This window comes from Microbacterium marmarense, from assembly GCF_037204165.1.
Taxonomy (GTDB): Bacteria; Actinomycetota; Actinomycetes; order Actinomycetales; family Microbacteriaceae; genus Microbacterium; species Microbacterium marmarense.
Map to the genome: position 1 here is coordinate 556155 of NZ_JBBDGL010000002.1, position 24867 is coordinate 581021.

Below are 24867 nucleotides of genomic sequence, written 5' to 3' on the forward strand. Positions count from 1 at the left end.
GTTCACACCTTCAATTCATCGGCGATAGCGAGATGAGGCTCGGTTGCCACGACTACTTCAGCGACGCTGACGCCTGGCGCGACCTCGACGAGCACGAGTCCATTGTCTGTCACATCGATTACCGCGAGGTCGGTGATGATGCGGTCCACGACCGCGCGGCCGGTAAGCGGCAGCGAGCACTGATTCACGATCTTGGGGGATCCATCGCGCGCAACATGTTCCATCAGCACGATGACGCGGGCCGCACCGTGAACGAGATCCATCGCTCCCCCGGGCCCCTTGACCATCTTGCCGGGAATCATCCAGTTGGCGAGATCGCCCGATGCTGACACCTGCATCGCCCCGAGGATTGCTGCGTCAATCTTGCCGCCGCGGATCATGCCGAAACTCGTGGCCGAATCGAAGAATGACGATCCCGCTTGCACCGTGACTGTCTCTTTGCCGGCATTGATGAGGTCTGGATCAACCCGACTCTCCGTGGGATAAGCGCCAACACCCAATATGCCGTTCTCCGATTGCAGCACCACTGAGATTCCCCCAGGCAGGTTGCTGGGCACCAACGTAGGAATTCCGATACCAAGATTCACGTATGAGCCATCGGCAAGTTCAGCCGCTGCACGCGCGGCCATCTCGTGTCGCGTAAGTGCCATGTCAGTTCTCTCCCGTCGACGCAGCCACAGTGCGGCGCTCGATTCGTTTCTCGATCTCAGTGCCAACCTCGATGATGCGGTGCACGTAGATGCCCGGCAGGTGGATTGAATCAGGGTCCAATTCCCCCGGCTCTACGAGTTCTTCGACCTGCGCAATGCACACCCGGCCGGCCATCGCGGCGAGCGGGTTGAAATTTCTCGCGGCCTTGTTGAAGACCAGGTTGCCGTGACGGTCGCCCTTGAGCGCATGCACAAGCGCATAGTCCGTGACGATGGCTTCCTCCAGCACATACTCGCCGCTGACCCCAGCGATCTCGAACGTGCGCACATCCTTGACTGGTGATGCTTCTGCGACACCGCCTACACCGTCGTAACGCCGGGGCAACCCTCCTTCGGCAACCTGCGTGCCAACACCGGTCTGCGTGAAGAAGGCGGCTATTCCCGACCCGCCGGCACGCAGTTTTTCCGCCAGCGTGCCCTGTGGTGTGAGCTCGAGCTCGAGCTCTCCCGAGAGAAACTGTCGTTCGAACTCTTTGTTCTCGCCGACGTACGAAGACGTCATCTTGCTGATCCGCCCTGCGTTCAACAACACCCCCAGCCCCCAGTCATCCACACCGCAGTTGTTGCTGACCACGCTGAGGCCACTCGTGCCCTGGGCGAGCAGCGCAGTGATGAGCGCGATCGGGTTGCCTGAAAGCCCGAATCCACCCACCGCGAGCGAAGCGCCGTGCGGGATGTCTGCGACTGCCTGCTCGGCAGATGCCCATGTCTTGTCGATCACGCGATGACTCCTTTGTGTCGTGATAGCTCGATCCTCGCGGGCGCGCTGACGAACGCATGCACGAAGTGTTGCCATGTGGAGCATTCATCCTTTACTGTCCATATCATGGACAGTAAGCCGTTTCGAAGCACGCCTGTGCCTGGCGCGCAGTCTGTCGCCCGGGCAGCTCAGCTGCTTCGAATTGTGACCTCTGCAGGCGCCGAGGGCGTGAGCTTGGTAGACATCTCGCGTCGTTCAGAGCTGACTCGCCCTACCACCCATCGCCTACTTGCCGCGTTGCGCCAAGAAGGTCTCGTTGACCAAGATGGCCCTTCCGGCAGGTGGATCCCAGGTCCAGAGCTGTACCTCATGGGCACGGTCGCTGCGGCGCGATACGACATCACGGCGACTGCGCGCGACATCGTGCGCTCGCTCGCTGTGCGCACAGAAGAAAGCGCATTCTTATCCGTACGACGCGGCGACGAGACCGTTTGCCTGTTGCGCGAGGAGGGAAGCTTTCCCATCCGCTCGTTCGTGCTCTCTGAGGGGGTGCGTTTTCCACTCGGCGTGGCTTCAGCCGGGCTGGCAATTCTGTCTTTTCTGCCAACCCACGATGTGGACGCATACCTAGAGCTTCACAGTGAGTTGTCCACACAGTGGGGAGCTCCACACAGCGAACCTCGCCTGCGCGCCCGCGTCAAGGAGACGAAGGCGCGCGGTTACGCGGTGAACCCAGGGCTGATCGTCGAGGGCAGTTGGGGCATGGGGGCCGCCGTGTTCACGGCCGCCGGGCATCCGCAGTGGGCGCTCAGCTTGACGGGTGTTGAGTTCCGCTTCGGTCCCGAGCGGATCACCGAACTCGGGCGCACTCTGCTCGCACACGCCCATCAGCTTTCAACACGGATCGCAGCCGCACCGCGCTGACCTCGCCGTTCGTCTGGGCGGCGCTACCTGGCCGCATCCATCTGCACCGAGAGCTCCTGTTGCACCACGGCAGCGACGCGGGCTGCACCACCGGGAGACATCACGATCGTGTAGTGGTTGAACTCTTTCAGTCGCTCATGCTGTACCGCGGGCAGATTCTGCAACACGCGCGCGAGGTGCTCGGGTGCGTAGAGACCGGGAGGCTCGTTCTGCAGTCCCAGCTCAACAGTGAGCAGACGGGTGGGGTGAGACAGCTGTGCAATCGCGTCAGAAAGCGCGTTGCCGATGTTCATATCGACGGTGTCATCCGCCGTCGTCTCGTAGCTTGTCGCCGGACGCAGCCTGCCACCACCGTCGGCGACCAGATCGTATTCGAGATACGCCTCGAGTTCAGGGGTCCATGCATCGGTGAACGCCGGGTGCCGACGCCAGAAGTCGAAGTATTCAGCAGTGGTAGCGAACCGCATCGACAACCGCGCCGCAGTCGGGCCGAGTATCGACGCGACCATTTCGTCGGTGTCCATCCCGACGGGAACGTCGAGAGGCAAACCACCATCGACGAGAACAAGCCGAGAAACGCGATCGGGATGCAGATGGGCGAACGTGACTGCGACAAAACCACCCATCGAATGACCGACAACGAGAGCCTGATCGATGTGCAGAGCATCCAGCGTGGCTTCCAGATCGCTCGCGTGCGCTTTCATGCCCGCAGCGCCGACGAGCGAGTTACTCGCGCCCCGACCGCGAAGGTCGGGAGCGATCACACGCACTCCCGGCAATAGATCGACCACGAATGGCCACGCCAGGTGTGACGCCGTCACTCCATGGATAAGGACGACATCGCTCACAGGCGGATCGCCCTCGAGTTGTGTGCTGTCGAGCGGTTCCCACACCGCGACGCGAAGTTTTCCGCCGTCAACGTCAATGTCAATCGTGCGGTATTGATGAGTGTTCATCGGGCCGTCCACCCGCCATCCATGGCGTAGGAAGAACCTGTCACCATGCCAGCATGATCCGATGCCAACCAGGTCACCAGGGAGGCGACCTCATCGACTTCAACGAGCCGCTTCACTGCCATTTCGGTCAGCATGATCTTCTCGATGACCTCAGTCTCGTCGATGCCATGAACTTTGGCCTGATCAGCGATCTGCTTTTCCACCAGAGGCGTGCGCACGTAGGCAGGATTCACGCAGTTGCTGGTCACCCCGTAGGGTGCTCCTTCCAATGCCGTCACCTTCGATAGACCTTCAAGGGCATGCTTGGCCACCACGTAGGCCGACTTGAACGCGCTGGCGCGTAGTCCGTGAACACTTGAGATATTGACGATGCGCCCCCAACCGCGCTCATACATTCCCGGCAGCGCCGCCCGAACCAGCAAGAAGGGCGACTCGACCATGAGCCGCTGCATGAGTCGAAACGCGTCGGGGTCGAAGTCGACTAGGGGGCTCACGCGCTGAATGCCGGCATTGTTCACAAGGATGTCGACGTCGACAGCGGCATTCTGCACCTCGGCCGTCTCTGAGAGATCAACAACCCACGCTTCGCCATTCACCGCCCGTGCCGCCATCGACGCTGCATCCGCGTCGCGATCAGCGATGATCACATGGGCGCCGCGCGCCGCGAACGAGTGTGCACAGGCAAGCCCGATTCCGCTCGCTCCCCCTGTCACAAGGGCGCGGCGTCCGCGCAGGTCTTCGTCGGCCATCAATGACCTCCTTCGTTCTCGGGTCGAGGTGCCAGAGCATTGTCGATGAATCGAGCCATGCCGTCGAAGACCTTCGGGGCAAGAGTCGCCGGCGGTCGACCCTGCTCGTCTGTCTCCCACAGCAAGAACCGCATGCCGATCAGCTCCCCCATACCCATCAGGGCCCAGGCGGTGGTCTCGGGGTCGAGCTGACGATCGACATCCCCGGTGAGCTGGGCAGCCCGCAGACCCTCTTCGTAGCCTTCGACGATGCGCGTGTAGTGCAGACGGAGGACCGCCGGAGAAACGAACTCGGCTTCGCGAACGACCCGGTAAAGCGCGGGGTGTTCCGCTGTGAAACGAAAGAATCCAGCAAAACCTGCCCGCTCGGCCTCGAGCCGACTCTGGGTGTCGACCATCGCTTCAGACATTGCCTGGCGCACACGCCTGTTGAGATCGATCACCAGGGCTTCGAAGATGGTCTGTTTGCTGTCGAAATACAGGTAGAACGTGCCGAGTCCGATGCCTGCACGGTCGGTGATCTTGACGATGGATGCCTCGTGGTAGCCCTGGTCAGCGAACACTTCCTCTGCAGCCTCGAGAAGCTTTCTGCGCGTCGCCTCACCTCGTTTGGTCAGTGGCCGACCGGTAACCGACGAGACCAATTCGCTGGTGTCATCAGCAAGCTCGCCGTACGCCGTCATGACTGTGCCCTCTCACTCAGTTCGGTCGCGGCATCGCGCAGACGAGAACGCGCAAGTTTTTCAATAGCCGTGCGCGGAAGATCACTCACGATGTCTACTCGAACGGGCACCTTGAACGAAGCGAGGTTGCTGCGGGCGTGCGCGAGCACCTCGTCGGCCGACAGAGTGGCGCCCGCGACGGGTACGACGAACGCGACTCCACGTTCACCCCAGACCGCATCGGCGACGCCAATCACCGCGGCGTCCTCGATCAGTGGATGCAGCGTGAGGGCATACTCAACCTCGCTCGGCGCGACGTTCTCTCCGCCCGAAATGAAGATGTCTTTAAGCCGGTCGACCACGCGAAAGACGCCTTCGCCGTCGCGCGCAACGAGGTCGCCCGTGCGCAACCACCCATCGGTTGTCGCGCGCTCTGTAGCCTCCGCATCGCCAAGGTATCCCGCAAAGATGCTCGGACCCCGCACCCACAATTCACCCGTCGCTTCACCGTCGAGCGCGAGGCCCGAATCTACGTCTACCAGAAGCACGGACACATGTGGATAGGGCCGACCCACGGCACCGCGATGTGCATTCGATTCGGCGGCGGACAGGTGGAGGACATTCGGCGAGGCCTCGGTCAGGCCATACCCCTGGGTGAGCGGAATGCCTCGATCAGTCCACACCTGCTGAAGCGAGGTGGGCATCGTGGAGCCTCCTACCAGCGCTAATCTGAGCGACGAAAGGTTCGCGTGTTCCCATTGGCTATCAGCGACCATCAGCGAGTAGAGCGTCGGAACACCCATCATCGCCGTGACGCCCCGCTCCTCGATGAGGCTGAGCGCTCGCGACGGCTGGAACGATCTTTCGAGAACGACGGTAGCGCCGACCCACCAGGCCAACAGCGGCTGGCAATTCCACGCCGCGATATGAAACTGCGGCAGCACAGCCAGCACCACGTCGTCGTGCGTTAGCGGCAGCGCTTGCGCGAGCGCGAGGTTGTTCCAGAAGCAGTTTGCGTGAGTGAGCACGACGCCCTTGGGCGAAGATTCCGTGCCAGATGTAAAAATCACGAGCAACGGATCATCGTCATGAACAGGACGGTGCGCAACAGGCTGCGACGCCATCGGCACCTCTCGCTCAATTCCTGTCGTACCCATCTCTGCGGCAGCAGGTTGTTCACGTAGCGCTTGAAGCGCCTCTCGCGCCAGAGCCGCATGTTCGTCATCAATGAGCACGAGCGTCGGCGCCGAGCGAAGCATCACGTCTGAAAGCTCGCGTGGCGTGAGGCGCCACGATAACGGCACCAGCGCGACTCCCGCGAGTGCGCACGCGAAGAAGACGACAACTTGGTCGGTCGAGTTTCCCGATACGGTCGCAATCCTGTGACCCGAACCGTATCCGCTCTCCCGAAGCTTGGTTGCCAAATCGCCTGCTCGTCGTGCGAGCGTCTGATAGTCGGTGATCACTCCCCTGTCGTCGATCGCCGCGCGCCGCGGTGACCTGCTGGCGCGATCGATCAGCCACCTTCCGATCGTGTGGGCGCCGTCGTCGATCTCGGCCGTCCAGCTCATCAGCGCACCTGCGCCGAGGTCTCGAGTTCATCGTCTGCGTCATCGAGGCGATGCAGTGAGTCGCGCACGCGGTCACCCTTGCGACGTCGCACCGCTGCGTCAACAGTGCCTGCAATACCACCGGGCAAGAACATCACCACCAAGATGAATAGCGCGCCCAGAATGAACAGCGGCTCTGACAACGGTACCCGCAGCACATCCGGCAGCGAGGCAATAGCGTCCGAACCGGCCAGCACGGTGAGTCGCTGATCGAGCAAGGTGTAGAGCACGCCGCCAAGAATGGCGCCCCAGCGGAAGCCAACACCGCCGAGCACAACCATGACGAGAACGGTGATCGTGAAGTCTGCCGAGACGGCCCGCGGCACCGTGCCTGACTGGAGCAGCATGTACGCGACGCCTGCGAGGCTCGCGAGCCCGGCGGCGATGACGAAGATGAGCAGTCTGACTCGGTACGGGCTCAGTCCCAGCACCCGAACGCGCTGCTCATTCTCTCGAGTGGCTCGCGCGAGGTGCCCCAGCCGCGAAGTATCGACCCACAGCGTGACGAGGTACACCACGACGAGAACCGCGAGAGTGAACCAATAGAGATTGCGGGTATTCACGACACCGATGAGGAAATCAGGCACCAACTCGGTATTCAAGCTGAGCCCTTCCTCACCGCCGGTGATCTGGGAGTTGCGGCGCACGAGAACCGAGCCTGCTTGCGCGAAGGCGAGCGTGACCATCGCGAACGGAATGCCCGACACCCGCATTGAGACGGCACCGGTCACGAGAGCGATGACCATGCCACCGATGAGCGCAATGAAGATGCCAGGCCACAGCGGCACACCGAAGTGCTCGAGGGCGACACCCAGGCCATAGGCGCCAGCACCGAAATAGAGCGCGTGGCCAAACGACAGCATCCCGCCACTGCCCAACAGCAAGTTGTACGACAGCGCCAGTGCAGCGAACACCATGCAGAGTGAGAGCAAGGCAAGAGTTCCCGGCAAGTACGTCGGGGTGGGCAAGATTCCGGGAAGCGACAGGTTGAGCATTGGGAGCAATGCCATGAATCCGATCAGCACGATTCCCACGCCAATAGGCGCGTACCGGCGAAGGGATCGCGAAGCAGTGTTGTTCATCGTCATGCCTTCTTTCCCAGCAGTCCGGCCGGTCGCAGCAAAAGCACGGCCGCCAGCAAGATGACGACGATGAAGTCGCCCGTTCCCCCGAGATAGAAGTTCGCGAACTGCTGCAGCACTGCGACGAGCACAGACGCCACGGCGGCACCGGTGAGTGAGCCGAGCCCGCCCACCACGGTGACGATGAAGGCGAAGATGAGCAACGTCGATCCAAGATGTGCAGACACAAACGTGGAGTAGTGCATCGCCAGCACCCCGCCGATGCCGGCTGCCGCACCTCCGATCGCGAACACGAGCGTGAACGATTTGCGCACGTCGATGCCGAGCGCTGTCACCATGCTGCGGTTCTCAACGCCCGCGCGAATGATCATGCCGTACCTCGTCTTCTTCAAGAAGATCACTAGCGCGAGAAGCACCAGGATCGCGGCAATCATGAGTACCCAGTAGGTGTTCGGAATGCGGGCCCCGAGTACGTCGGTGGTCTGCTTGAGCCACGGCGGCCCCGAGATGTGAATGGCATCTGTTCCCCAAATGCCTTCGAACAGTGCGACCGCGGCAAACGACAATCCCACGGTTACCAAGACCTGTTCAATATGGCGCTCATAGAGCGGACGTATCAGCACAAGTTCGGTCAGCGCGGCGAAGATCGCGCCCACCACCGCCCCGACCGCTATCGAGACGAGAAATGACCACCACGACTCGGTGCCGAGCGCCTGCGCGACCATCCAGCCGACGAAGGCGCTCAACGTGAGAAACGCACCATGCGCGAAGTTCAGCACGTGCATCAACCCGTAGATGAGGCTCAGCCCGCTCGCGACGAGAAAATATAGTGCGCCTAGCCCAACGCCAGTGATGAGAGTAAGGATGAGGGTGCTCATGCGTGCGCCTCCGTGTGGACTCCCAGCAACCGACGGGTGAGTTCTTGGTCGGCAAGGATCTCTCGCGCATTGCCGGTGTGGACGACACGGCCGCCACCGATCACAATGGCACCGTCGGCCAGTTGCTTCACCACTTCGAGATTCTGTTCCACGAGCAGGATGGGAACCACTTTGGATGCTTCGAGCAAGGCGTCGGCGACTTCGCCAACGATCATCGGAGCCAAACCTTTCGTAGGTTCATCAACGAGGAGCAGCTGATTGTCGTTCAGCAGCGCACGGGCGACCGACACCATCTGCTGCTGGCCGCCTGAAAGCGTGCCAGCCAGCTGATCACGCCGTTCAACGAGGTCTGGAAACAGCTCTGCAACGAACTCTCGTCGCGGCGCGCGCTGGCGTTCTGCGAGAGCGAGGTTTTCAGCAACGGTGAGCTTCGAGAAGATCTCACGGTCTTCGGGCACATAACCCACTCCGCGCTGCACGATGCGGTGGGTGGCGAGTCCGCTGATGCGCTCGCCCGCGAGCACCACCTCACCCCGGCGATGAATGAGTCCGAGAATGCCGCGCAACGTGGATGTCTTACCCACGCCATTGCGACCCAATACCGCGGTGATGCCGGTCGCGGGAACGTCGAAAGTGACATCTTCGACGACCTGCTGTCCGCCGATCGAGCACCGCAGCTGGCTCACCTGCAGAATAGGCGTCGAGGCGCTCATGCGGCTGTCCCCAGATATGCCTTCTGCACGAGAGGGTTATCCATCACATTCTGGGGGGTGTCATAGGCGATGATGCTGCCGAAGTACATCACCGCGACCTTGTCCACAAGGTCCATCAGCACGTCGATGTGGTGTTCCACCATCAGCACGGTGCAACCTTTCTGATGCTGCATTTCTCGAATGTTTTCCACGAGCCCTTTTACATCTCCCGACGCGACTCCGGCCATCGGCTCATCCAGCAGCACGAGGTTGGCGTCAGTCGCTAGCAGCACTGCGATTTCGAGCTTGCGCTTGTCGCCATGCGAGATGTCTCCCGCCGCGGAATTCTGCATGTGGGTGAGCCCGACCGCTGCAAGCTTGTCGAGGGCGAGCTCGGTCGCAGCATCCGACCGCTTGGGAAAACGCAGCAGAGACGTCGACCCGCCCAGAGAAACCTGGGCCGCGAGCCGCACGTTCTCGAGCACCGATAGTCGCGGAAAGTTACTCGATGTTTGAAAAGTGCGCCCCAGTCCCGCCCGTGCACGTGCTGGCACCGAAGTCTTCGTGACGTCGTGGCCATCAACGAGCAGGCGTCCCGCCGTTGGCTTCATCAGCCCAGAAACCACGTTGAAGAATGTGGTTTTTCCGGCACCGTTCGGCCCGATCACACCCACGATCGACCCTGCTGACACGTCGATGTCGACGTCTTTCAAGATCGTCGCACCGCCGATCTGCAGTCCGAGTTTCTCGACGGTGAGGGCTGCCCCTCGGGGCGGGTTATCCGAAGTTCGCTCGGACGGAACTGGGGTGCTCATCTTCTTGAAGCGCTCCCGATCACTGGGCTTCAGCAGGCGCGACTGCGTCTGCGGCGGCGGTGTCAACCAGCTCGGCGACGTATCCGTCGCCGTCAGCGACGAGTCGCACCTGATACATCTCCTGGATCAGGGCGTGGTCGCTTTCTCGCACCGTCATCGTGCCCTTGGGCCCTTCGAATGAGAAGCCCTCGAGTGCTGCGATCATCGCGTCGACGTCGTCCTGGCCCTCTGCGATGGCTTGCACGATCATGATCGCCGCGTTGAATCCATCGGGGCTGAAGAGGTCGGGAGTACCGCCGTCCGCTTCGATCGCCTCAATCATCGCTGTGTTCACGTCGTTGTCATTGGCACCGGCGAAGTAGTGATTGAGAAAGCTGATCTGCTCGGACGCTTCGCCGTACGCACCGAATGTGGCGAGGTCGCCGAGACCCGTAACCACGGGCACCTCGTCGAGAACACCCTGCTGGCTCATGGCCTGCCACATTGCGCCGGAGGTAGCACCCGCCCATGCGACGAATACCAGGTCGGGCGAGCTGGCAAGAACCTGCTGCGCGAAGGGTGTGAACTCCGTCACATCTTCGGCAACGAGCACTGACTCGACGCTCGCCCCTTGCGCACCGAGGATCTGCTCGACCGCGGCGAGGTTTCCCTGGCCGAAAGCGCTGTCTTGCGCGAAGACTGTGACAGTCCTTCCGTCGATGTCGTCGAGGAACGTTCCTGCCGTCGCCACATCCTGCGCGCTCTGGCGGCCAGAGCGGAAGGTGTAGTCGTTGATGCCCGTGATGGCGTCGGCAGCTGCCGGGCCCGAGATGTAGAGCACCTGGTTCTGCGAAGCTTGTTCAGCAACGGCCAGAGCGACGCCACTCGATGCCGTACCGGCGATGATGTTCACTCCCTCTCCGATGAGCTCTTTCACCGCGGTGACAGCTTTATCGGGATCGCCAGCATCGTCGCGGTACTCGACGTTGATCGTCGTGTCGCCGACCATGCCGGTGCCATCGGTCGCATAGTCAAGACCGGCGTTGAAGCCGTCCAGATACTGTGTGCCGTAGGTAGCGAGTGCGCCGCTCTCGCTGGTCACAATGCCGACCGTGACCTCGGAGGCCTCTGCGGCATCGGTTGTGTCGCTGTCGGTCGTCGCCTGTGGCGCGCAGGCCGCCAGAGCGATTGCGGCCGTGGCGACCACGGAGCCTAGGAGCAACTTTTTCGTAACGCTCATTTGCGTGCCTTTCACCATTGAAGTGCGAATAACCTGAAACCTGATTCAGGTACCGGCAATACTAGGTTCGGCCAGCGCCCGGGTCAAGCGCGCACAGGCGGTTCTGCCTCAGCGTTATGCAATCGCGACACAGGCAACACCTCACGCTGCGAGTCGAGAACCAATCCGATTGTCGTTTCGAACCGAACAACCCCTGAGGCTGGGAGACCCTGGCGATTGGAGGCCAGGCAATGGCGAAGACGACAACACGTGCCGTGTTCTGGCTCTGGAGCGCGCTGGCAGGAGTCGTCAGCGCAGCTGTCTTTCTCGCCGTAGCCGAGGCACTCGCGCTGATCACTGACCGAAACGGCAGTCCGATACTCGCGGTGGGTGGATTCGTGATCGACATCGTGCCGCAGCCCTTCAAAGAGTTCGCGATCGCCACATTCGGGGAGTACGACAAGATCGCACTGCTCGTGGGCCTCGGCCTTGCGGTGCTCATCGCTTCGGCGATCGCCGGTGTGCTGCAGTTTCTCAAACCGCCGCTCGGCGTCATCGCCCTTGTCATCGCTGGGGTACTGTCGGTCGCCGCGATCGTGACGCGCGCCGGGGCCAGCGCGATCTCGGCTATTCCGGCCGTCGCTGGCACTGTCGCGAGCTGCCTCTTGCTGTGGTTTCTGATCGTGCGTTTGCGCCGCTGGGCTGCCGTCGACCTCGAAGCGAACGGCTCGGCCGATCAAAACGATTCGGCTAAGAACGTCGACCGGCGCACTTTCTTCGCGGTGTCGGCGATCGCAGGCGCCTCAGCCGTGTTGGTCGGTGTCGGTGCTCGCGTCGTAAACGTTGCCACTTCGTCGATTGACTCGGTGCGTAAAGCTCTGAAACTCCCCGCGCCGAGAAGCACTGTCTCTATTCCAGCTGGTGCGGAACTCGACATCGAGGGCGTTTCGTCGCTCGTCACTTCGAATGAAGACTTTTACCGCGTCGACACCGCGCTCACGGTGCCCTCGATCGATCCAGCAAGCTGGCGTCTGAAGATCACAGGAATGGTCGACGAAGACGTTGAACTCAGCTTCGACGATCTGACTGCAATGGGACTCGACGAGTTCGCGATCACGCTCACCTGCGTATCGAATGAAGTAGGCGGAGATCTTCTTGGCAACGCGATCTGGCTGGGAGTCCCGGTGCGCGACGTGTTGAGAAAGGCCGGGGTGAAGTCGGGTGCAGATATGGTGCTCTCCCGAAGCGTCGATGGATACACCGCGTCGACACCCTTGGAATCGCTCACCGACGATGGTCTCGACGCCATTCTCGCCGTAGGCATGAACGGCGAACCGTTGCCGCTCGAACATGGTTTTCCGGTGCGCATGGTCGTGCCCGGACTGTACGGCTACGTATCTGCGACGAAGTGGCTGACTGAGCTGAAGGTGACGACCTTCGCCGAAGACGAGGCGTACTGGACGCCGCGCGGCTACAGCGCGAAAGCGCCGATCAAATTCTCTTCGCGCATCGACACGCCACGCCCAGGCACTCCGATCACCGCCGGACGCACAGCGATCGCCGGCATGGCGTGGGCACAGACCGTGGGCATCGAGCGGGTCGAGGTGAAGATCGACGACGGCGACTGGCAGAACGCGACCACCTCGGAGCCCATCAACAACGACACCTGGGTGCAGTGGTATTTGGATTGGGATGCTGAACCCGGCACCCACTACGTCTCGGTTCGCGCTGTGAATAAGAACGGCGATCTGCAAGTCGAGGAGCGCGCTCCGATCGCGCCTGACGGATCGGCAGGATGGCAGCGCACGCTCGTCACCGTGTCGTGATGGCGATCCAGCTCGACTGCAAAAGCGTGTAGACGCAAAAATAGCCCCGCGACCTGGCGAGAGGTCAAAGGGCTATTCTCGTGCACCCCCTCGGACTTGAACCGAGAACCCACTGATTAAGAGTCAGTTGCTCTGCCGATTGAGCTAGAGGTGCGTGATTCGAACTTTCCGAACCGAGGGTCAACATTAGCATCACGATAGGGCGGCACGGAAATCGAGCCAGCAAACGCCCAGTAATCTTGGAACGTGACCTCCCCCGCCGCGCCTTCGCGCTTCGCAGAGCCGTTCGACGGCGATCTGACTAACGACCTCGAACTCGCCCTGCGCATTGCTGACGCGGCCGATTCAGCATCCATGAGCCGCTTCGATTCGGAGGATCTCGAGGTCAGCAAGAAAGCCGACGCGACTCATGTCACCGAAGCTGACCTCGCCACCGAACGCGTGATCCGCGATCTCATCGAGGCGGAACGCCCCAGCGACGGCATTTTCGGTGAAGAGTTCGGCGTGACCGGCGACTCAGCGCGCCAGTGGATCATCGACCCGATCGATGGCACCGCGAACTATCTCAAAGGCATTCCGATGTGGTCGACACTGATCGCGCTCGCCATCGATGGAATACCGCGCGTCGGGATCGTGAGCCAACCCAGCATCGGTCGGCGATGGTGGGGCGCGACAGGCTTAGGATCGTGGACCAACACGCCCAGCGGCAGCATCCGGCGCTTAGCAGTTTCGGCTATCAACTCGCTCGCAGAGTCGAGTGTTAGCTTTCAGAGCATCGAGCAGTGGCGGGATGCTGATGAGTTGCCTGCCCTCGAGCGTCTCACCTCTGCGGTGTGGCGTGATCGTGGGTACGGCGACGCATGGCCCTATATGTTGCTCGCTGAAGGCCGGTTGGAGTTTGTGGCGGAATTCGGAGTGAAGGAGTACGACATCGCGTCGCATGTTCCGATCATTCTCGAAGCTGGTGGACGCTTTACATCGTTCACGGGCAACGACTCGCTTGGCGAGCGATCGTCACTTGCCACCAACGGTGTTCTGCACGACGACTACCTGATGTTGCTCCACCGTTCTTGACCACGATCCCCTCCCCCGGAGACCGCCTCATGTTCACGTCCCGTAATCGCTTCGGCGCGATCACCGCCCTCGCCCTCACAACCGCCATGCTCGCCACAGGTTGCGCGTCAGCCGACGACGCCGCCGAGAGCACCCCAAGCGCTGAAGCCAGTTCCGGAGCAACTCCGACCGCCGGCGAAGTTGACGCGGACAGCACCGCGGAACCCGAGGTGCCCGTGGTGCTTGTCACTCCCACCTGTGAAGAGATGATCGGTGAGAACGTCGCTGATGACTTCATGAGCATCGGATGGACGCCGAAAGCAGAGACGTTCTACCTCGGCAATATCGAGGTAGAAGATGGCGTGCAGTGCATTTGGGCGGACTATTCGGGTGCCCAGAGCGACCAACTGCAGAAGTTCGGCTGGGCGCAGATCGCAGACGAAGACGCCGCTGCAGGCCAGGCCGCGCTCGTGCAGGAGGGCTGGGTGCGCGAAGAAGCACCCGAGGGCATCTACATCACCGAGAACCCAGAGACAGCGTTCGCGCCGGTAGACGGCTATGGCGTCACGTATCTGTTCACCGACGGCATCGTCATTCTCTCTGACACGAAGCAGGGCCTGCTGCTCATCGAATGGCCAAAGAGCGAGTCCTAGTCGGCAACCTGTGCCGAAGGCAGCGCATCGCTTCTATTCAGCAGAAATCCCTCGTGCACGGCCCCCACGGGCGCTAGCGTCAGATTGTTGCGGGCGATATCCGTGGCGAGATGAGAGGTGAGCATGCAGAGCGTCGACACGATCGTGGTGGGTGCCGGGGTTGCAGGACTGACCGCCGGGGGGCTTCTCACCGGCGCCGGCAAGCGAGTCGTCGTGCTTGAAGCTCGCGACCGTGTCGGCGGACGCGTCTGGACCGATCGACGCGATGGGCTCATCACCGACCTCGGCGCCTCATGGATTCATGGAACCGTCGACGAGCCGGTGGCGGCAGCCGCAACCGCCTTCGACATGGCGACAATGGAGTTCACGGTCGGCGGCTACCAGCCAGACAGTCGCCCGATTGCCTACTACGGCGTCTCGGGGCAGCGGCTTTCAGATGCTGACGCGCACCAGTTCGCGTCGGACATTCATGCGGTTGACGCCACGCTCGCAGAGGTGGTGACCGGCTCTGCGGCGCATGATTCCTACCGCGACGTGACCGACGCTGCGATCGCCGCACAGAACTGGGATGACGAACGAGCGCTGCGCGTGCGCGAGTACATGGAACACCGCTCCGAAGAGCAGTACGGCGCATCGATCGAAGACCTGGCAGCGCACGGGCTCGACGACGATTACATCGAAGGTGACGAGGTGGTGTTTCCCGACGGCTACGATCGCCTGGCGCAACACCTCGCCGACGGCCTCGACGTGCGTCTCAAACACGTGGTGTTGAAAGTGCATTGGTCGGCCGCTGGAGTCGTCATCTCAACAGATCACGGCACGTTTACAGCGGCCAACTCAGTGATCACCGTGCCCGTCGGTGTGCTGCAGTCCGATGACTTTGCCATAGAACCGGCGCTGCCACAGCCAAACGCTGGGGCGCTTTCGCGCTTGCAGATGAACGCATTCGAAAAGATCATCTTGCGCTTCGAGCACAAGTTCTGGGACTCGGATGTCTATGCGATTCGCCAGCAGGGCCCCGAGGGCCGCCGATGGCACTCGTGGTACGACCTCACCTCGTTGCACGGTGAGCCCACGTTGCTAACTTTCGCTGCCGGCGCCACCGCACGTGAGATTCGTGGTTGGAGCGAAGCACGGGTGGTCGAATCGGTGCTCGATCAATTGCGGCGACTCTATGCGGACGCTGTCACCGAACCACGGAACGTGCACATCACTCACTGGCAAGATGATCCCTTCGCTCGAGGCTCTTACGCCTTCATGAGGGTTGGCTCGACGACGGCAGATCACGATGATCTCGCAACTCCCGTCGGCGGCGTGCTTCACCTCGCGGGCGAGGCCACCTGGACCGATGATCCCGCCACCGTGCCTGCTGCGCTTGCGTCCGGACACCGCGCCGCGTGCAACATCCTTGGCGCACAAGTACCTGTTCGGGAGGTCTGGGGCGGCTGACGTTAAAAAGAAGGGGCGAGTTTCGTACTGAAACTCGCCCCTTCTCTGGTGACAACGGCTGGTGGAGATGGGGGGAATCGAACCCCCGTCCACTGCTGCAAGACTGCGTCTTCTCCGGGCGCATTCTGTGAGAACGTTCTGCTCGGCTCCTACTTTTGTCACAGACACCTAAGTAGACGAGCCCAGTCTGGGAAGAGTCCCGCGTGACGTCCAGACGCCATCACGCAGCAAGTTCCCTAGATGACGCTGGGATCCGTAGCGGGAACGCCTACGGTCCAACGGAGTTCAGGCTCGCTTATGCAGCGAGGGCGAACTCAGTGCGCTTTGCATCGGCACTTATAGTTTTGCAGAGATCGTTTACGAGATAACCCTGCATCCTCGACCCGCTTCCCGCAGATTCACAGGCAATGTCGAAACCGATCATCCCCGTGACCTCAATTGAGGTGTCCTTCTCTCGAAGGGGCCGTTGTCACGCTGTTGAATTACCAAGGTTGAACTGCTGCGCATGGTTGCCGAAGCATCCAAGCATTTCAGAATACACCCCTTCAGAGACAACGTCGAGTTCTCGCCATAACCTCACGTGTGCAGACCAGACAATCGGGTAGCCTCGGCGAGTGAGCAAGCGAACCATCTGGATAGTCGTGGCCGTCGTCGCCGTGATCGCTGGCATCGTCATCGGCCTTCTCGTTTTCGCAGGCAATGCTGATGACACTGCCACAGCATCACCGACCGCCTCCGCGATGGCAACAGAAACGCGGCTCGCCGCGGAGTCACCCACCCCGACCCTCAGCGCGACACCCACTCCGACACCGACAGCGGTGACGTGCGACACCATCTCTACCGATGACTTTCGCGACATGATGGCTGAGAACGGATTCGTGTCGTGGGAGACCACCGGCGAGCAGATCGGTGCCCGGCCGTTCGACGCATTTCCCGACGGCCCGCCGGCCGACCAGATCGTTTGCAGGTGGGGCGACGGGCCAGAGGTCGCCACCGACAACGTCATCGATCTCGCGTGGGCGCCGCTCCCCAGCGCTGATCAAAGCGGCACCCAGGACTATCTGATCAGCCAGGGCTACACGCGCTCACACAACGACGCGACAGTGCTCATCAGCGTTGAAGGCGGCGACGGATATCTGTTCACCGCCTCCGATGTTCGTTGGGCACCACAGGCGGATTATCTGCAGTACATTCAGTCCCCGGATGCTGCTCAGTAGTGGCCGGAAAAGCTATGGTCGAAGCATGAGCGATGTGGTCATCACTGTCAGGGGCGAGCATGAGGCCCGCATCCCGCCTGAACTCGCAACAGCGCGTCTCTCCGTGCGTGCCGAGGGGCCAGAACGCGGCCCCCTCGTTGAAAAGATCACTTCACTGACAAAGCCCGTGCGTGACGACCTCGAAGCACGCGATGCCAACGACACCCTCGTCGAGTGGTCGAGCCAGCGCGTCGCGATGTGGTCAGATCGGCCCTGGTCGGGCGACGGACAACGGCTCGCGCCGGTGCACTACGCATCAGTGGATTTTGCCGTCGTCTTCTCTGATTTCGCGGCTCTCTCATGGTGGGCGACGGCGGTCATCGAACGTGAGGGCGTCGAATTGCACACCATCGACTGGCGCCTCACCCCGCAGATGCACGCCGCGACCGAGAAAGTCGTTGCATCTTCGGCTGTGCGGCATGCCGTTGAGCGCGCAACTGCATATGCCGAAGCTGTCGGGCTCACCACCGTGAGGCCCCTTGAGATCGCCGACGTGGGTCTACTCACGAGCAGCGCCGACCCCCCACCCGGCGACGGGCGCCTGATGGCAGCCTCGCTCGATGGCGTGCAGATGGCGGGCGGGCAAGGTCTCAGCCTGCAACCCGCTGACATCGTCGTAGCAGCGAGCGTAGAGGCACGCTTCAGCGCGAACTGACGAAACCCCCGTCAGTCGCCCATGCGGTTTCGGCCGCGCATCGCCCGTTCGGCTTCACGTTTGTCTTCGCGCTCGCGAATCGTCTGGCGCTTCTCAAATTCACGCTTGCCCTTCGCAACGGCGATCTCCACCTTCGCGCGACCGTCAGAGAAGTAGAGCTTCAGCGGCACCAGCGTGTACCCGCCCGCCGAAACAGCGTGCGAGATCTTGACGATCTCCTCTTTATGCAGCAGGAGCTTGCGAATGCGCTTCGAGGAGTGATTCGTCCAGTGCCCCTGCGAATACTCGGGAATATGCACGGCGTCGAGAAAGACCTCGCCGCCGTCTACATAGGCGTAGCCGTCCGAGAGGTTTGCTCGCCCCTGGCGAAGCGACTTCACCTCGGTGCCGGTGAGCACCATGCCCGCTTCGTACGTCTTTTCAATGGCATAGTCATGGCGAGCACGACGATTGGTCGCAATGACCTTTTCCCCGCGTTCCCTGGGCATGCCGACTCCTTGACGTAGTTGAACTGTTTTCGCGCCCCCGCGCGACAGCCCTCCAGCATAGCAAGAGCGCGGGCTCGCGGCGCAGTGGAACTGCTACGCGCGAAGCCAGCGTCTGATCGCAAAGCCTGCCGATAGCCCTGCCAGCACGACACCGAGCACGATCAGTACAGGAATGACCAGCCAGGCGTCTTCCATGCGTATCCAGGTCGTCACGAAATCGATGCGATTGCGCAAGTACTCATTGACGCCGAAATGCACACCAGCAAGCACGGCAGCACTCGCCAGTATCGAACCGATCAACGCGGCAAAAACCCCTTCAAGAACGAACGGGAGCTGAATAAAGCGATTGGATGCGCCGACGAGCCGCATGATCCCCAGCTCACGCCTTCGCGCATAGGCGGAGAGTCGGATCGTGGTCGCGATGAGCAACACCGCAGCCACCAGCATCAGAACTGCGATGCCTACGGCGATGTAGGTGGCGACCGTGAGCGCGGAGAATAGCGGCTCTAGATATTGCAGCTGATCCAGCACTTCTTCGACCCCAGCGGTGCCCGTAAAAGCTTCGAGAATGATGTCGGAGTCACGCTGATCGATCAGGTTGATCCAGAATGTCTCGTTCATCTGCTCTGGCGCGATCACGCTCGCGTAGTCGTCGCCGAGCAGTTCAATGACGTTGTCGTACGCTTCTTCACGCGTTTCGAAGCGCACGTCACCAATCAGGCTCGAAAGCGCTGCGCCGTCGAGTGTGCTCTGCACCTCATCGATCTGGTCTTGATTGGCAGCACCATCGGCACACGTGGAGGCTTGCGAGATATCGGTGCACATGTAGATGGCGACTTGAGCGCGATCGACCCAGAAGTCTCGCATCGTGCCGATCTGCATTTGCATCAGCATGGCAACGCCGACAAAGGTCAAGGAAACGAACGTAACCAAAACGACCGAGATGACCATCGATACGTTGCGACGCAAACCCGAGAACGCCTCGGACAGCACCAAACCGAACCTCACGACGTCGGCCCCACTTCGCTCTGGTCATCGCCGTGGCCAAGACCGAGCTTGTCGGCCAGGCCCAACTCCGCGACGTCGTACGCGCCGGTGTCATTCTCGGCGGCAAGATCCGCGAGCGAGATCGGGCCCGTCGCAGTCTGTGCCGGCGCTGCCGCATCGACGACCGGACGCGTGGTGCCCCCCGCATCGATCGACGGCTCGGGCTGCGCGTGCTGCGTCGTTGACGCCATGGGTTCGGCTTCGTCCCCAGCGGATTTGGGCTCGGCGGTCTCGGGCGCAGTCTGGAGCAGTGCGGCCTCAGCCACTTCGCGCTGCACTTCGAGCACGGCAGTGAGCGCAGCCACTGCTGCCGCTCCCCTTTCGGGCAGCGGTGCCAGCGAGGGCAGACCCGATCTGTCGCCGTAGCCGCCGTGGCGCTCATCGCGCATGATCACACCATGGCGCAGCTCGATGACGCGTCGTTGCATCTGGTCAACGAAGCCTGCTTCGTGTGTCGCCATCACAACGGTCGTACCGCCCGCGTTGATGCGGGCAAGCAGCTGCATGATGTCGACCGACGTTGCAGGATCGAGGTTTCCGGTTGGCTCGTCAGCGAGTAGCACCTGAGGGCGATTTGCCAACGCACGCGCAATCGCGACGCGTTGCTGCTCGCCGCCAGAGAGTTCGTGCGGAAAGCGCTTCTCCTTGCCTGCCAGCCCCACCAAGGCAAGCACCTCGGGCACCGCCTGTTGAATGAAACCCCGCGACGAGCCGATCACTTGCAACGTGAACGCCACGTTCTGAAACACCGTCTTGTTCGGCAAGAGTCGAAAATCCTGGAACACGGCGCCGATATGACGACGGAAGTAAGGCACCTTGCGGTTCGACAGGGTCTTCAAGTCGCGACCGAGCACCACAACTCGCCCCTCCGAAGGGACATCTTCACGCAGGATGAGTCGCAGGCAGCTGGACTTTCCCGAACCGGACGCGCCGACGAGAAAGACGAACTCGCCGCGGAGCACTTCGAAGTCGACGTTGTGTAGAGCCGGCTTCGCCGTGCCGCGATATTTCTTGGTGACGTTCTCGAACCGGATCATGGCCTAACGAGCCTAAGCCGCTGTGTGGCTGAGCGCCTGCGCGACACGGAGCTAGCGGATCAATCCTCAATCTTGCGCTTGCGCCAGCGGATTCCCGCGGCGATGAAACCGTCAAGATCGCCATCAAACACCGCAGACGGGTTGTTGACCTCGTGGTCGGTGCGCAGATCCTTGACCATTTGGTAGGGCGCGAGCACGTACGAGCGCATCTGGTCGCCCCAGCTCGCGGTGATGTTGCCGGCCAGCTCCTTTTTCGTCGCCGCTTCTTGCTCTTTTTGAAGCAGCAACAGGCGGGACTGCAGCACACGCATGGCCGCGGCGCGGTTCTGAATTTGTGACTTCTCGTTCTGCATAGACACGACCGTGCCAGTCGGAAGGTGCGTCAGCCGCACGGCGGAGTCTGTCGTGTTCACCGACTGTCCGCCCGGACCTGAGGAGCGAAAAACGTCTACCCGAAGATCGGCTTCGGGAATATCGACCTCGACGGCCTCTTCCATGAGCGGAATCACTTCGACGGCGGCAAAGCTCGTCTGGCGCTTGCCTGCCGAGTTGAACGGGCTCATGCGAACGAGTCGGTGGGTACCCGCTTCAACGCTCAGCGTGCCGAAGGCATAGGGAGCGTCGACCTCGAACGTGGCCGACTTGATGCCGGCCTCTTCTGCGTACGACGAGTCCATCACCGTGACCTTGTAGTTGTGCTGCTCTGACCAACGCAGGTACATGCGCAGCAGCATCTCGGCGAAGTCCGACGCGTCAACGCCACCGGCGCCCGCGCGGATTGTGACCACGGCCGGTCGCTCGTCGTACTCGCCGTCGAGGAGGGTCTGCACCTCGAGCTGGCCCATCACTGCGGTCAGATCAGCCAGCTCTTTGCGCGCTTCATCAGCCGACTCTTCGTCGTCCATCTCGTTTGCGAGCTCGACGAGCACTTCGAGGTCGTCGAGGCGTTGCTGGATCTCGTTGATGCGTTTGAGCTCGCTCTGGCGATGACTCAGTGCGCTCGTGACCTTCTGGGCAGCATCCGGATCGTCCCAAAGATCGGGCACGCCCGCAGCCTCGCTGAGGCGTGCGATTTCAGCGGTGAGTGCGTCGACGTCGACCACGGCGCGGATATCACCGAAGGTCGAGCGCAGCGCCTGGATTTCAGTGGAAAGATCGAAGTCAAGCATGACAGTCCAGACTAACGTGGAAAGCGTGCCAGACCATCGCCAACCCGTGACGGCGCGCGAAGTCCTCTGGGGATTCGGTCCGATGATCTATGGGCCAACGCTGCTATTCGCCCTCGGCGAAGGCGCCATCATCCCGCTGATCCCCGTGATTGCCGCCAAGCTGGGCGCCGATGTCGCGACCGCCGCGCTGGTCGCTTCGGCCCTGGTGATCGGACAGTTGGCAGGAAATCTCCCCGCGGGATGGGCTGTCGCACGCCTCGGTGAACGCATCACAATGGCGATCGCCGGCACTATCGCAATTGTTGGTGCGGTCGCAATGGCGCTCGCACCATCGCTGGGCGTGTTCGCGCTGTCGGTGTTGTTGATCGGTTTCTGCGCCGCGGCGTTCGGACTGGCCCGCCATTCGTTCATGACAACGCGAGTGCCGCTCGCCTATCGTGCTCGGGCCCTGTCACTACTCGGCGGCACTTTTCGTCTGGGCATGTTCGTCGGCCCGTTCGTGGCAGCGGCGCTGCTTGCGATCTTCGGAGACGAGCGCGCCGCGATGTGGTTCTTCGCTGCCTGTCTCGTCGCGACGATCTCGCTGGTACTGTTCGGGCCCGACCCAGAGGCAGAGTTCGCAGCGCCGCCGCGACTCGCCCTCCCCTCGAACGATGTCGAGGACACCGGCGAGGTCGTCACTGGGTCCATCCCGACGATGGAGCGCGTCGGGGTCTTTCGAACGATGTGGCGGTACCGCCGACTGCTCTCACGGCTGGGGCTCGCGGCCGCTTCGCTATCGGCTGTTCGCTCTGCGCGCCAAGTCGTGCTGCCGCTCTGGGGCGTGTCGATCGGCTTGGATGCGCAGACCATTGCGCTCGTCGTTGGCATCTCGGGCGCTATCGACTTCGCGCTGTTCTATGCCAGCGGTCAGGTGATGGACCGCTTCGGTCGGCTGTGGGCTGCGCTGCCCGCCATGCTGCTGATGAGCGGTGGGTTCATAGCCCTCGCATTCACACACGACCTTGACCAATCAGCAATGTGGTTTGCCATGTTTGCCGCGGTATTGGGGGTCGGCAACGGACTGTCGAGCGGAATCCTGCTGACCCTGGGCGCTGATGTCGCGCCCGCCCAGAACCCAGCGCCCTTTCTTGGCTCGTGGCGCACCCTCACAGACGCGGGCGGAGCGTTCGCACCGCTGCTTGTCTCAGCCATCGCGGCGTTATCGACGCTCGCAGTCGCAACCGGCGCAATGGGAGCAATCGGCGTGCTCGGTGCATTCGCGTTCGCGCGCTGGGTGCCCCGCTTCGTGCCACGACCTCGGTCCGGCGGCGCAAACGAATGAGCGATGTCAGGCAGTTCTGCCAAAGCCGCAATGCATCACGTCGGTGCACTCGCCCACTGGGGCACCCCGGTCTGCACAAGCATCGAATGGTCATGTGGGCGGATGCTGCCGCCGACCCGCCGCGGTGCCCGGGCTCAGCCGCGCTGGGCACCCCGGTGCCCAGCAGCACGGATGGCTACCCCAACGGCCGGGGACTATGCATGATCTGCCACCGGTTCGTTGAGATCACCGGTGCCGTGCTCGCCGAACACCGCACGTTCGACCCGGCAGAGACCGCCGATGAGTATGAACGCCGCCGCGAATGGTTCAACGCAAATGGCTTCTGAGCATGGCCGAAGTCACTGTCACTGAGGCATGATGGAAGCTGGCGCGAAAGGAACCACAATGACAAACAAGAAAGTCCGCACACCCGCTGGACGCGTGGGATTCGGCGTTCTCACGATCGCACAGCTGGCATTCGCGTTTCTCGCTCTTTGGGATCTTCGCATGCGTCGGGACCGCGACGTGAAGGGCCCCAAGTGGGTGTGGGTGCCCGCCATCATGGTGAACTGGATCGGCCCCGCCAGCTACTTCCTCTTCGGCGTCAAGCGCTAGTGCGGTAGTTCCCGCTCAGCGCAGTGCGGTACGACTGGTGGCGGTGGATTCCAGGCCCAGGCCGTCAGGCACGAACAGTGTCATCACTGGCGGCCGCCAGGTCTGAGCCACGGTGACCCGCGCCGAAATCCCGTCGGGCGATGACGCCTCAACCACGTTGGCCCCCTGACCGACAGCATCCACCTGCACCTGTGCCTCCGCGAGCACGGCCTCCGAACTCAGCTCAGCGATCGCTGCGCCGTCTCGCACCGTCAGTGTGAAGCCATCAGCCGCTGCGATCGCGGCTGCGTCAGCCACCGCGTCCAGACGCTTCTGCGCGATGTAGAGACTCGTGGCATCGACGCACACGAGAATCAGCACGATGGCAAGGACGGCATACCCCAGAGTGAGGATCAGGATGCTGCCCTCATCATCGCGCTTGCGTGAGCGCGTGCTCTTCGCCGCGTTCCCCGTCATCTCATCGTGCTCCGTCATCTCGTGGTTCCCCAGAAGCGCGACATTTTCTGTGCCGCCGTCGCTTCGACGGGCACGCTCGCCATCTCATCGAGGCCAAAGATCGACGGCATCATCGGCAGCGTGACCGTGGTGTTCAGCGTGACGATCACCGTTGCGCCCGCTGAAGGGCACGCCGCTGCAACGGGGCGACAATCGAGGGAAAAAACGACCCTGCTCGGCTCCATTCCATACGATTCTGCGACCGATGCGAGTACAAGATTTGCGCTCGTGCGCGCTTCATCGATGTTCGAACTGGTCGCGATCGTGCGCGCGATATGGCGCGCACCTGCTTCGGCACCCAATGTTTGGCCCTGAATCTGCCCGAGCGCGACAATCAGGTAGACCAACGGCACCAGCAGAACGACGCCGACGAGAATGAACTCCAACGCCGCCGAGCCGCCGTCATCGTCGAGCAGAGGATCGCTGCGGAGGTCAGTCGAAGGACTCGGCGGGTGCACTCGCCACCACCTCCAGAGAGTGCGGCGCGCCGAAAAGCCCCACAAGCGGAAGGCTCGCCGTGACACGGATCTCTACGGCAGCGTGCCCGAGCGCAGTGGTGGTTCGCACGGTGACATCAGTGGCGTAGTCGGACCCCACCGTGCGCGCGACGATCGCATGTGTGCGGCTCGCTCCTTCGCTCAGCGTCGTGTCGGCGAGCGCCGCGTGATAGGCACCTTCCACCGCCGCATCGTGCACGACGTTGCGCACATAGATCGCAAGTCCAAGCTGAAGTACACCGAGCGTGAGCACCGTGAGCAACGCGCCCACGAGCACGAACTCCACTGGGCTCGACCCCCGATCATCATCCGAGACTCCAGCGAATCGGTCGCCCCTGATCAGCACCG

The 24867-nt window shown here is 62.0% G+C and carries 28 protein-coding genes, 1 tRNA gene and 1 other RNA gene; 10 read left to right on the plus strand and 20 right to left on the minus strand.

The window, feature by feature from the left end:
- Positions 1-2: 2 nt before the first annotated feature.
- Positions 3-650: a 3-oxoacid CoA-transferase subunit B gene (locus WDU96_RS09095; RefSeq protein ID WP_337338168.1), complete on the minus strand. Its 648-nt coding sequence runs from the start codon at positions 648-650 to the stop codon at positions 3-5.
- A 1-nt stretch (position 651) separates the two neighbouring features.
- Positions 652-1431: a CoA transferase subunit A gene (locus WDU96_RS09100; RefSeq protein WP_337338169.1), complete on the minus strand. Its 780-nt coding sequence runs from the start codon at positions 1429-1431 to the stop codon at positions 652-654.
- A 105-nt stretch (positions 1432-1536) separates the two neighbouring features.
- Between WDU96_RS09100 and WDU96_RS09105 the strand changes: the two genes are divergently transcribed.
- Positions 1537-2334, plus strand: a complete 798-nt coding sequence (locus WDU96_RS09105; RefSeq protein ID WP_337338170.1) for an IclR family transcriptional regulator — start codon at positions 1537-1539, stop codon at positions 2332-2334.
- 23 nt (positions 2335-2357) lie between these two features.
- Here the strand turns inward: WDU96_RS09105 and WDU96_RS09110 are convergent, their stop codons facing one another.
- From WDU96_RS09110 to WDU96_RS09150, 9 genes are read right to left on the minus strand one after another with little or no spacing between them, the layout of a single operon-like run.
- Positions 2358-3290 (minus strand): alpha/beta hydrolase, encoded by a 933-nt coding sequence (locus tag WDU96_RS09110; RefSeq protein WP_337338171.1) that lies wholly within the window; start codon positions 3288-3290, stop codon positions 2358-2360.
- A complete protein-coding gene (locus WDU96_RS09115; RefSeq protein WP_337338172.1) occupies positions 3287-4039 on the minus strand; it encodes a 3-hydroxybutyrate dehydrogenase in 753 nt (250 codons plus the stop codon). The genes WDU96_RS09110 and WDU96_RS09115 overlap by 4 nt, the downstream gene beginning before the upstream one ends.
- On the minus strand, positions 4039-4722 hold the full coding sequence (locus WDU96_RS09120; RefSeq protein ID WP_337338173.1) for a TetR/AcrR family transcriptional regulator: 684 nt from the start codon (positions 4720-4722) through the stop codon (positions 4039-4041). The genes WDU96_RS09115 and WDU96_RS09120 overlap by 1 nt, the downstream gene beginning before the upstream one ends.
- Positions 4719-6272 carry a class I adenylate-forming enzyme family protein gene (locus WDU96_RS09125; RefSeq protein WP_337338174.1) on the minus strand — a complete coding sequence of 518 codons (1554 nt, stop codon included), beginning with the start codon at positions 6270-6272 and terminating at the stop codon, positions 4719-4721. The genes WDU96_RS09120 and WDU96_RS09125 overlap by 4 nt, the downstream gene beginning before the upstream one ends.
- Positions 6272-7399, minus strand: a complete 1128-nt coding sequence (locus WDU96_RS09130) for a branched-chain amino acid ABC transporter permease (protein WP_396668158.1) — start codon at positions 7397-7399, stop codon at positions 6272-6274. Before WDU96_RS09130 ends, WDU96_RS09125 begins: the two co-directional genes overlap by 1 nt.
- Positions 7396-8271 carry a branched-chain amino acid ABC transporter permease gene (locus WDU96_RS09135; protein ID WP_337338175.1) on the minus strand — a complete coding sequence of 292 codons (876 nt, stop codon included), beginning with the start codon at positions 8269-8271 and terminating at the stop codon, positions 7396-7398. Before WDU96_RS09135 ends, WDU96_RS09130 begins: the two co-directional genes overlap by 4 nt.
- Entirely contained in the window at positions 8268-8984 is a 717-nt protein-coding gene (locus tag WDU96_RS09140) for an ABC transporter ATP-binding protein (protein WP_337338176.1), read from the minus strand. Before WDU96_RS09140 ends, WDU96_RS09135 begins: the two co-directional genes overlap by 4 nt.
- Positions 8981-9778: an ABC transporter ATP-binding protein gene (locus tag WDU96_RS09145; protein WP_337338177.1), complete on the minus strand. Its 798-nt coding sequence runs from the start codon at positions 9776-9778 to the stop codon at positions 8981-8983. Before WDU96_RS09145 ends, WDU96_RS09140 begins: the two co-directional genes overlap by 4 nt.
- A gap of 19 nt (positions 9779-9797) precedes the next feature.
- Complete coding sequence (locus WDU96_RS09150; protein WP_337338178.1) at positions 9798-10997, minus strand: substrate-binding domain-containing protein; 1200 nt, start codon at positions 10995-10997, stop codon at positions 9798-9800.
- A gap of 230 nt (positions 10998-11227) precedes the next feature.
- On the opposite strand from WDU96_RS09150, the gene WDU96_RS09155 reads away from it, so the two are divergent.
- Entirely contained in the window at positions 11228-12802 is a 1575-nt protein-coding gene (locus WDU96_RS09155; protein WP_337338179.1) for a molybdopterin-dependent oxidoreductase, read from the plus strand.
- Between the two features lie 81 nt (positions 12803-12883).
- Here the strand turns inward: WDU96_RS09155 and WDU96_RS09160 are convergent.
- Positions 12884-12956: transfer RNA gene (locus WDU96_RS09160), tRNA-Lys, on the minus strand.
- Positions 12957-13048: 92 nt separating this feature from the next.
- Between WDU96_RS09160 and WDU96_RS09165 the strand changes: the two genes are divergently transcribed.
- The 3 genes from WDU96_RS09165 (at position 13049) to WDU96_RS09175 (ending at position 15957) form a co-directional block, all read left to right on the plus strand.
- Positions 13049-13876, plus strand: a complete 828-nt coding sequence (locus tag WDU96_RS09165) for an inositol monophosphatase family protein (protein WP_337338180.1) — start codon at positions 13049-13051, stop codon at positions 13874-13876.
- A gap of 29 nt (positions 13877-13905) precedes the next feature.
- Positions 13906-14508 carry a hypothetical protein gene (locus WDU96_RS09170; protein WP_337338181.1) on the plus strand — a complete coding sequence of 201 codons (603 nt, stop codon included), beginning with the start codon at positions 13906-13908 and terminating at the stop codon, positions 14506-14508.
- A 123-nt stretch (positions 14509-14631) separates the two neighbouring features.
- Complete coding sequence (locus WDU96_RS09175) at positions 14632-15957, plus strand: flavin monoamine oxidase family protein (RefSeq protein ID WP_337338427.1); 1326 nt, start codon at positions 14632-14634, stop codon at positions 15955-15957.
- 59 nt (positions 15958-16016) lie between these two features.
- Here WDU96_RS09175 and ssrA read toward each other — a convergent pair.
- Positions 16017-16385, minus strand: a transfer-messenger RNA (tmRNA) gene (gene ssrA, locus WDU96_RS09180).
- A gap of 186 nt (positions 16386-16571) precedes the next feature.
- Between ssrA and WDU96_RS09185 the strand changes: the two genes are divergently transcribed.
- Together WDU96_RS09185 and WDU96_RS09190 are read left to right on the plus strand one after the other, a co-directional pair.
- Positions 16572-17174, plus strand: coding sequence for a hypothetical protein (locus WDU96_RS09185; RefSeq protein WP_337338182.1), 603 nt, complete (start codon positions 16572-16574; stop codon positions 17172-17174).
- 25 nt (positions 17175-17199) lie between these two features.
- Positions 17200-17868 (plus strand): SIMPL domain-containing protein, encoded by a 669-nt coding sequence (locus WDU96_RS09190; protein ID WP_337338183.1) that lies wholly within the window; start codon positions 17200-17202, stop codon positions 17866-17868.
- A gap of 11 nt (positions 17869-17879) precedes the next feature.
- Here WDU96_RS09190 and smpB read toward each other — a convergent pair whose 3' ends face one another.
- From smpB to prfB, 4 genes are all read right to left on the minus strand, one after another.
- Positions 17880-18356: an SsrA-binding protein SmpB gene (gene smpB / locus WDU96_RS09195; protein WP_337338184.1), complete on the minus strand. Its 477-nt coding sequence runs from the start codon at positions 18354-18356 to the stop codon at positions 17880-17882.
- Between the two features lie 93 nt (positions 18357-18449).
- Complete coding sequence (gene ftsX, locus WDU96_RS09200) at positions 18450-19364, minus strand: permease-like cell division protein FtsX (RefSeq protein WP_337338185.1); 915 nt, start codon at positions 19362-19364, stop codon at positions 18450-18452.
- Positions 19361-20440 carry a cell division ATP-binding protein FtsE gene (gene ftsE, locus WDU96_RS09205; protein ID WP_337338186.1) on the minus strand — a complete coding sequence of 360 codons (1080 nt, stop codon included), beginning with the start codon at positions 20438-20440 and terminating at the stop codon, positions 19361-19363. The genes ftsX and ftsE overlap by 4 nt, the downstream gene beginning before the upstream one ends.
- Before the next feature lie 59 nt (positions 20441-20499).
- The gene (gene prfB, locus WDU96_RS09210; protein ID WP_337338187.1) at positions 20500-21609 is read right to left on the minus strand and encodes a peptide chain release factor 2; all 1110 of its coding nucleotides are present in this window, start codon (positions 21607-21609) and stop codon (positions 20500-20502) included.
- A gap of 82 nt (positions 21610-21691) precedes the next feature.
- Between prfB and WDU96_RS09215 the strand changes: the two genes are divergently transcribed.
- From WDU96_RS09215 to WDU96_RS09225, 3 genes are all read left to right on the plus strand, one after another.
- Positions 21692-22933 carry an MFS transporter gene (locus WDU96_RS09215; RefSeq protein WP_337338428.1) on the plus strand — a complete coding sequence of 414 codons (1242 nt, stop codon included), beginning with the start codon at positions 21692-21694 and terminating at the stop codon, positions 22931-22933.
- A gap of 86 nt (positions 22934-23019) precedes the next feature.
- Positions 23020-23259: a hypothetical protein gene (locus tag WDU96_RS09220; RefSeq protein WP_337338188.1), complete on the plus strand. Its 240-nt coding sequence runs from the start codon at positions 23020-23022 to the stop codon at positions 23257-23259.
- Between the two features lie 58 nt (positions 23260-23317).
- Positions 23318-23527, plus strand: coding sequence for a PLDc N-terminal domain-containing protein (locus WDU96_RS09225; RefSeq protein WP_337338189.1), 210 nt, complete (start codon positions 23318-23320; stop codon positions 23525-23527).
- A gap of 15 nt (positions 23528-23542) precedes the next feature.
- Here the strand turns inward: WDU96_RS09225 and WDU96_RS09230 are convergent, their stop codons facing one another.
- The 3 genes from WDU96_RS09230 to WDU96_RS09240 are packed head-to-tail and all read right to left on the minus strand — an operon-like array spanning position 23543 to position 24865.
- Positions 23543-24001, minus strand: a complete 459-nt coding sequence (locus WDU96_RS09230) for a pilus assembly protein TadG-related protein (RefSeq protein WP_337338190.1) — start codon at positions 23999-24001, stop codon at positions 23543-23545.
- Complete coding sequence (locus WDU96_RS09235) at positions 23998-24480, minus strand: TadE family protein (protein WP_337338191.1); 483 nt, start codon at positions 24478-24480, stop codon at positions 23998-24000. The genes WDU96_RS09230 and WDU96_RS09235 overlap by 4 nt, the downstream gene beginning before the upstream one ends.
- The gene (locus WDU96_RS09240) at positions 24455-24865 is read right to left on the minus strand and encodes a TadE/TadG family type IV pilus assembly protein (protein ID WP_337338192.1); all 411 of its coding nucleotides are present in this window, start codon (positions 24863-24865) and stop codon (positions 24455-24457) included. The genes WDU96_RS09235 and WDU96_RS09240 overlap by 26 nt, the downstream gene beginning before the upstream one ends.
- Between the last annotated feature and the right edge of the window lie 2 nt (positions 24866-24867).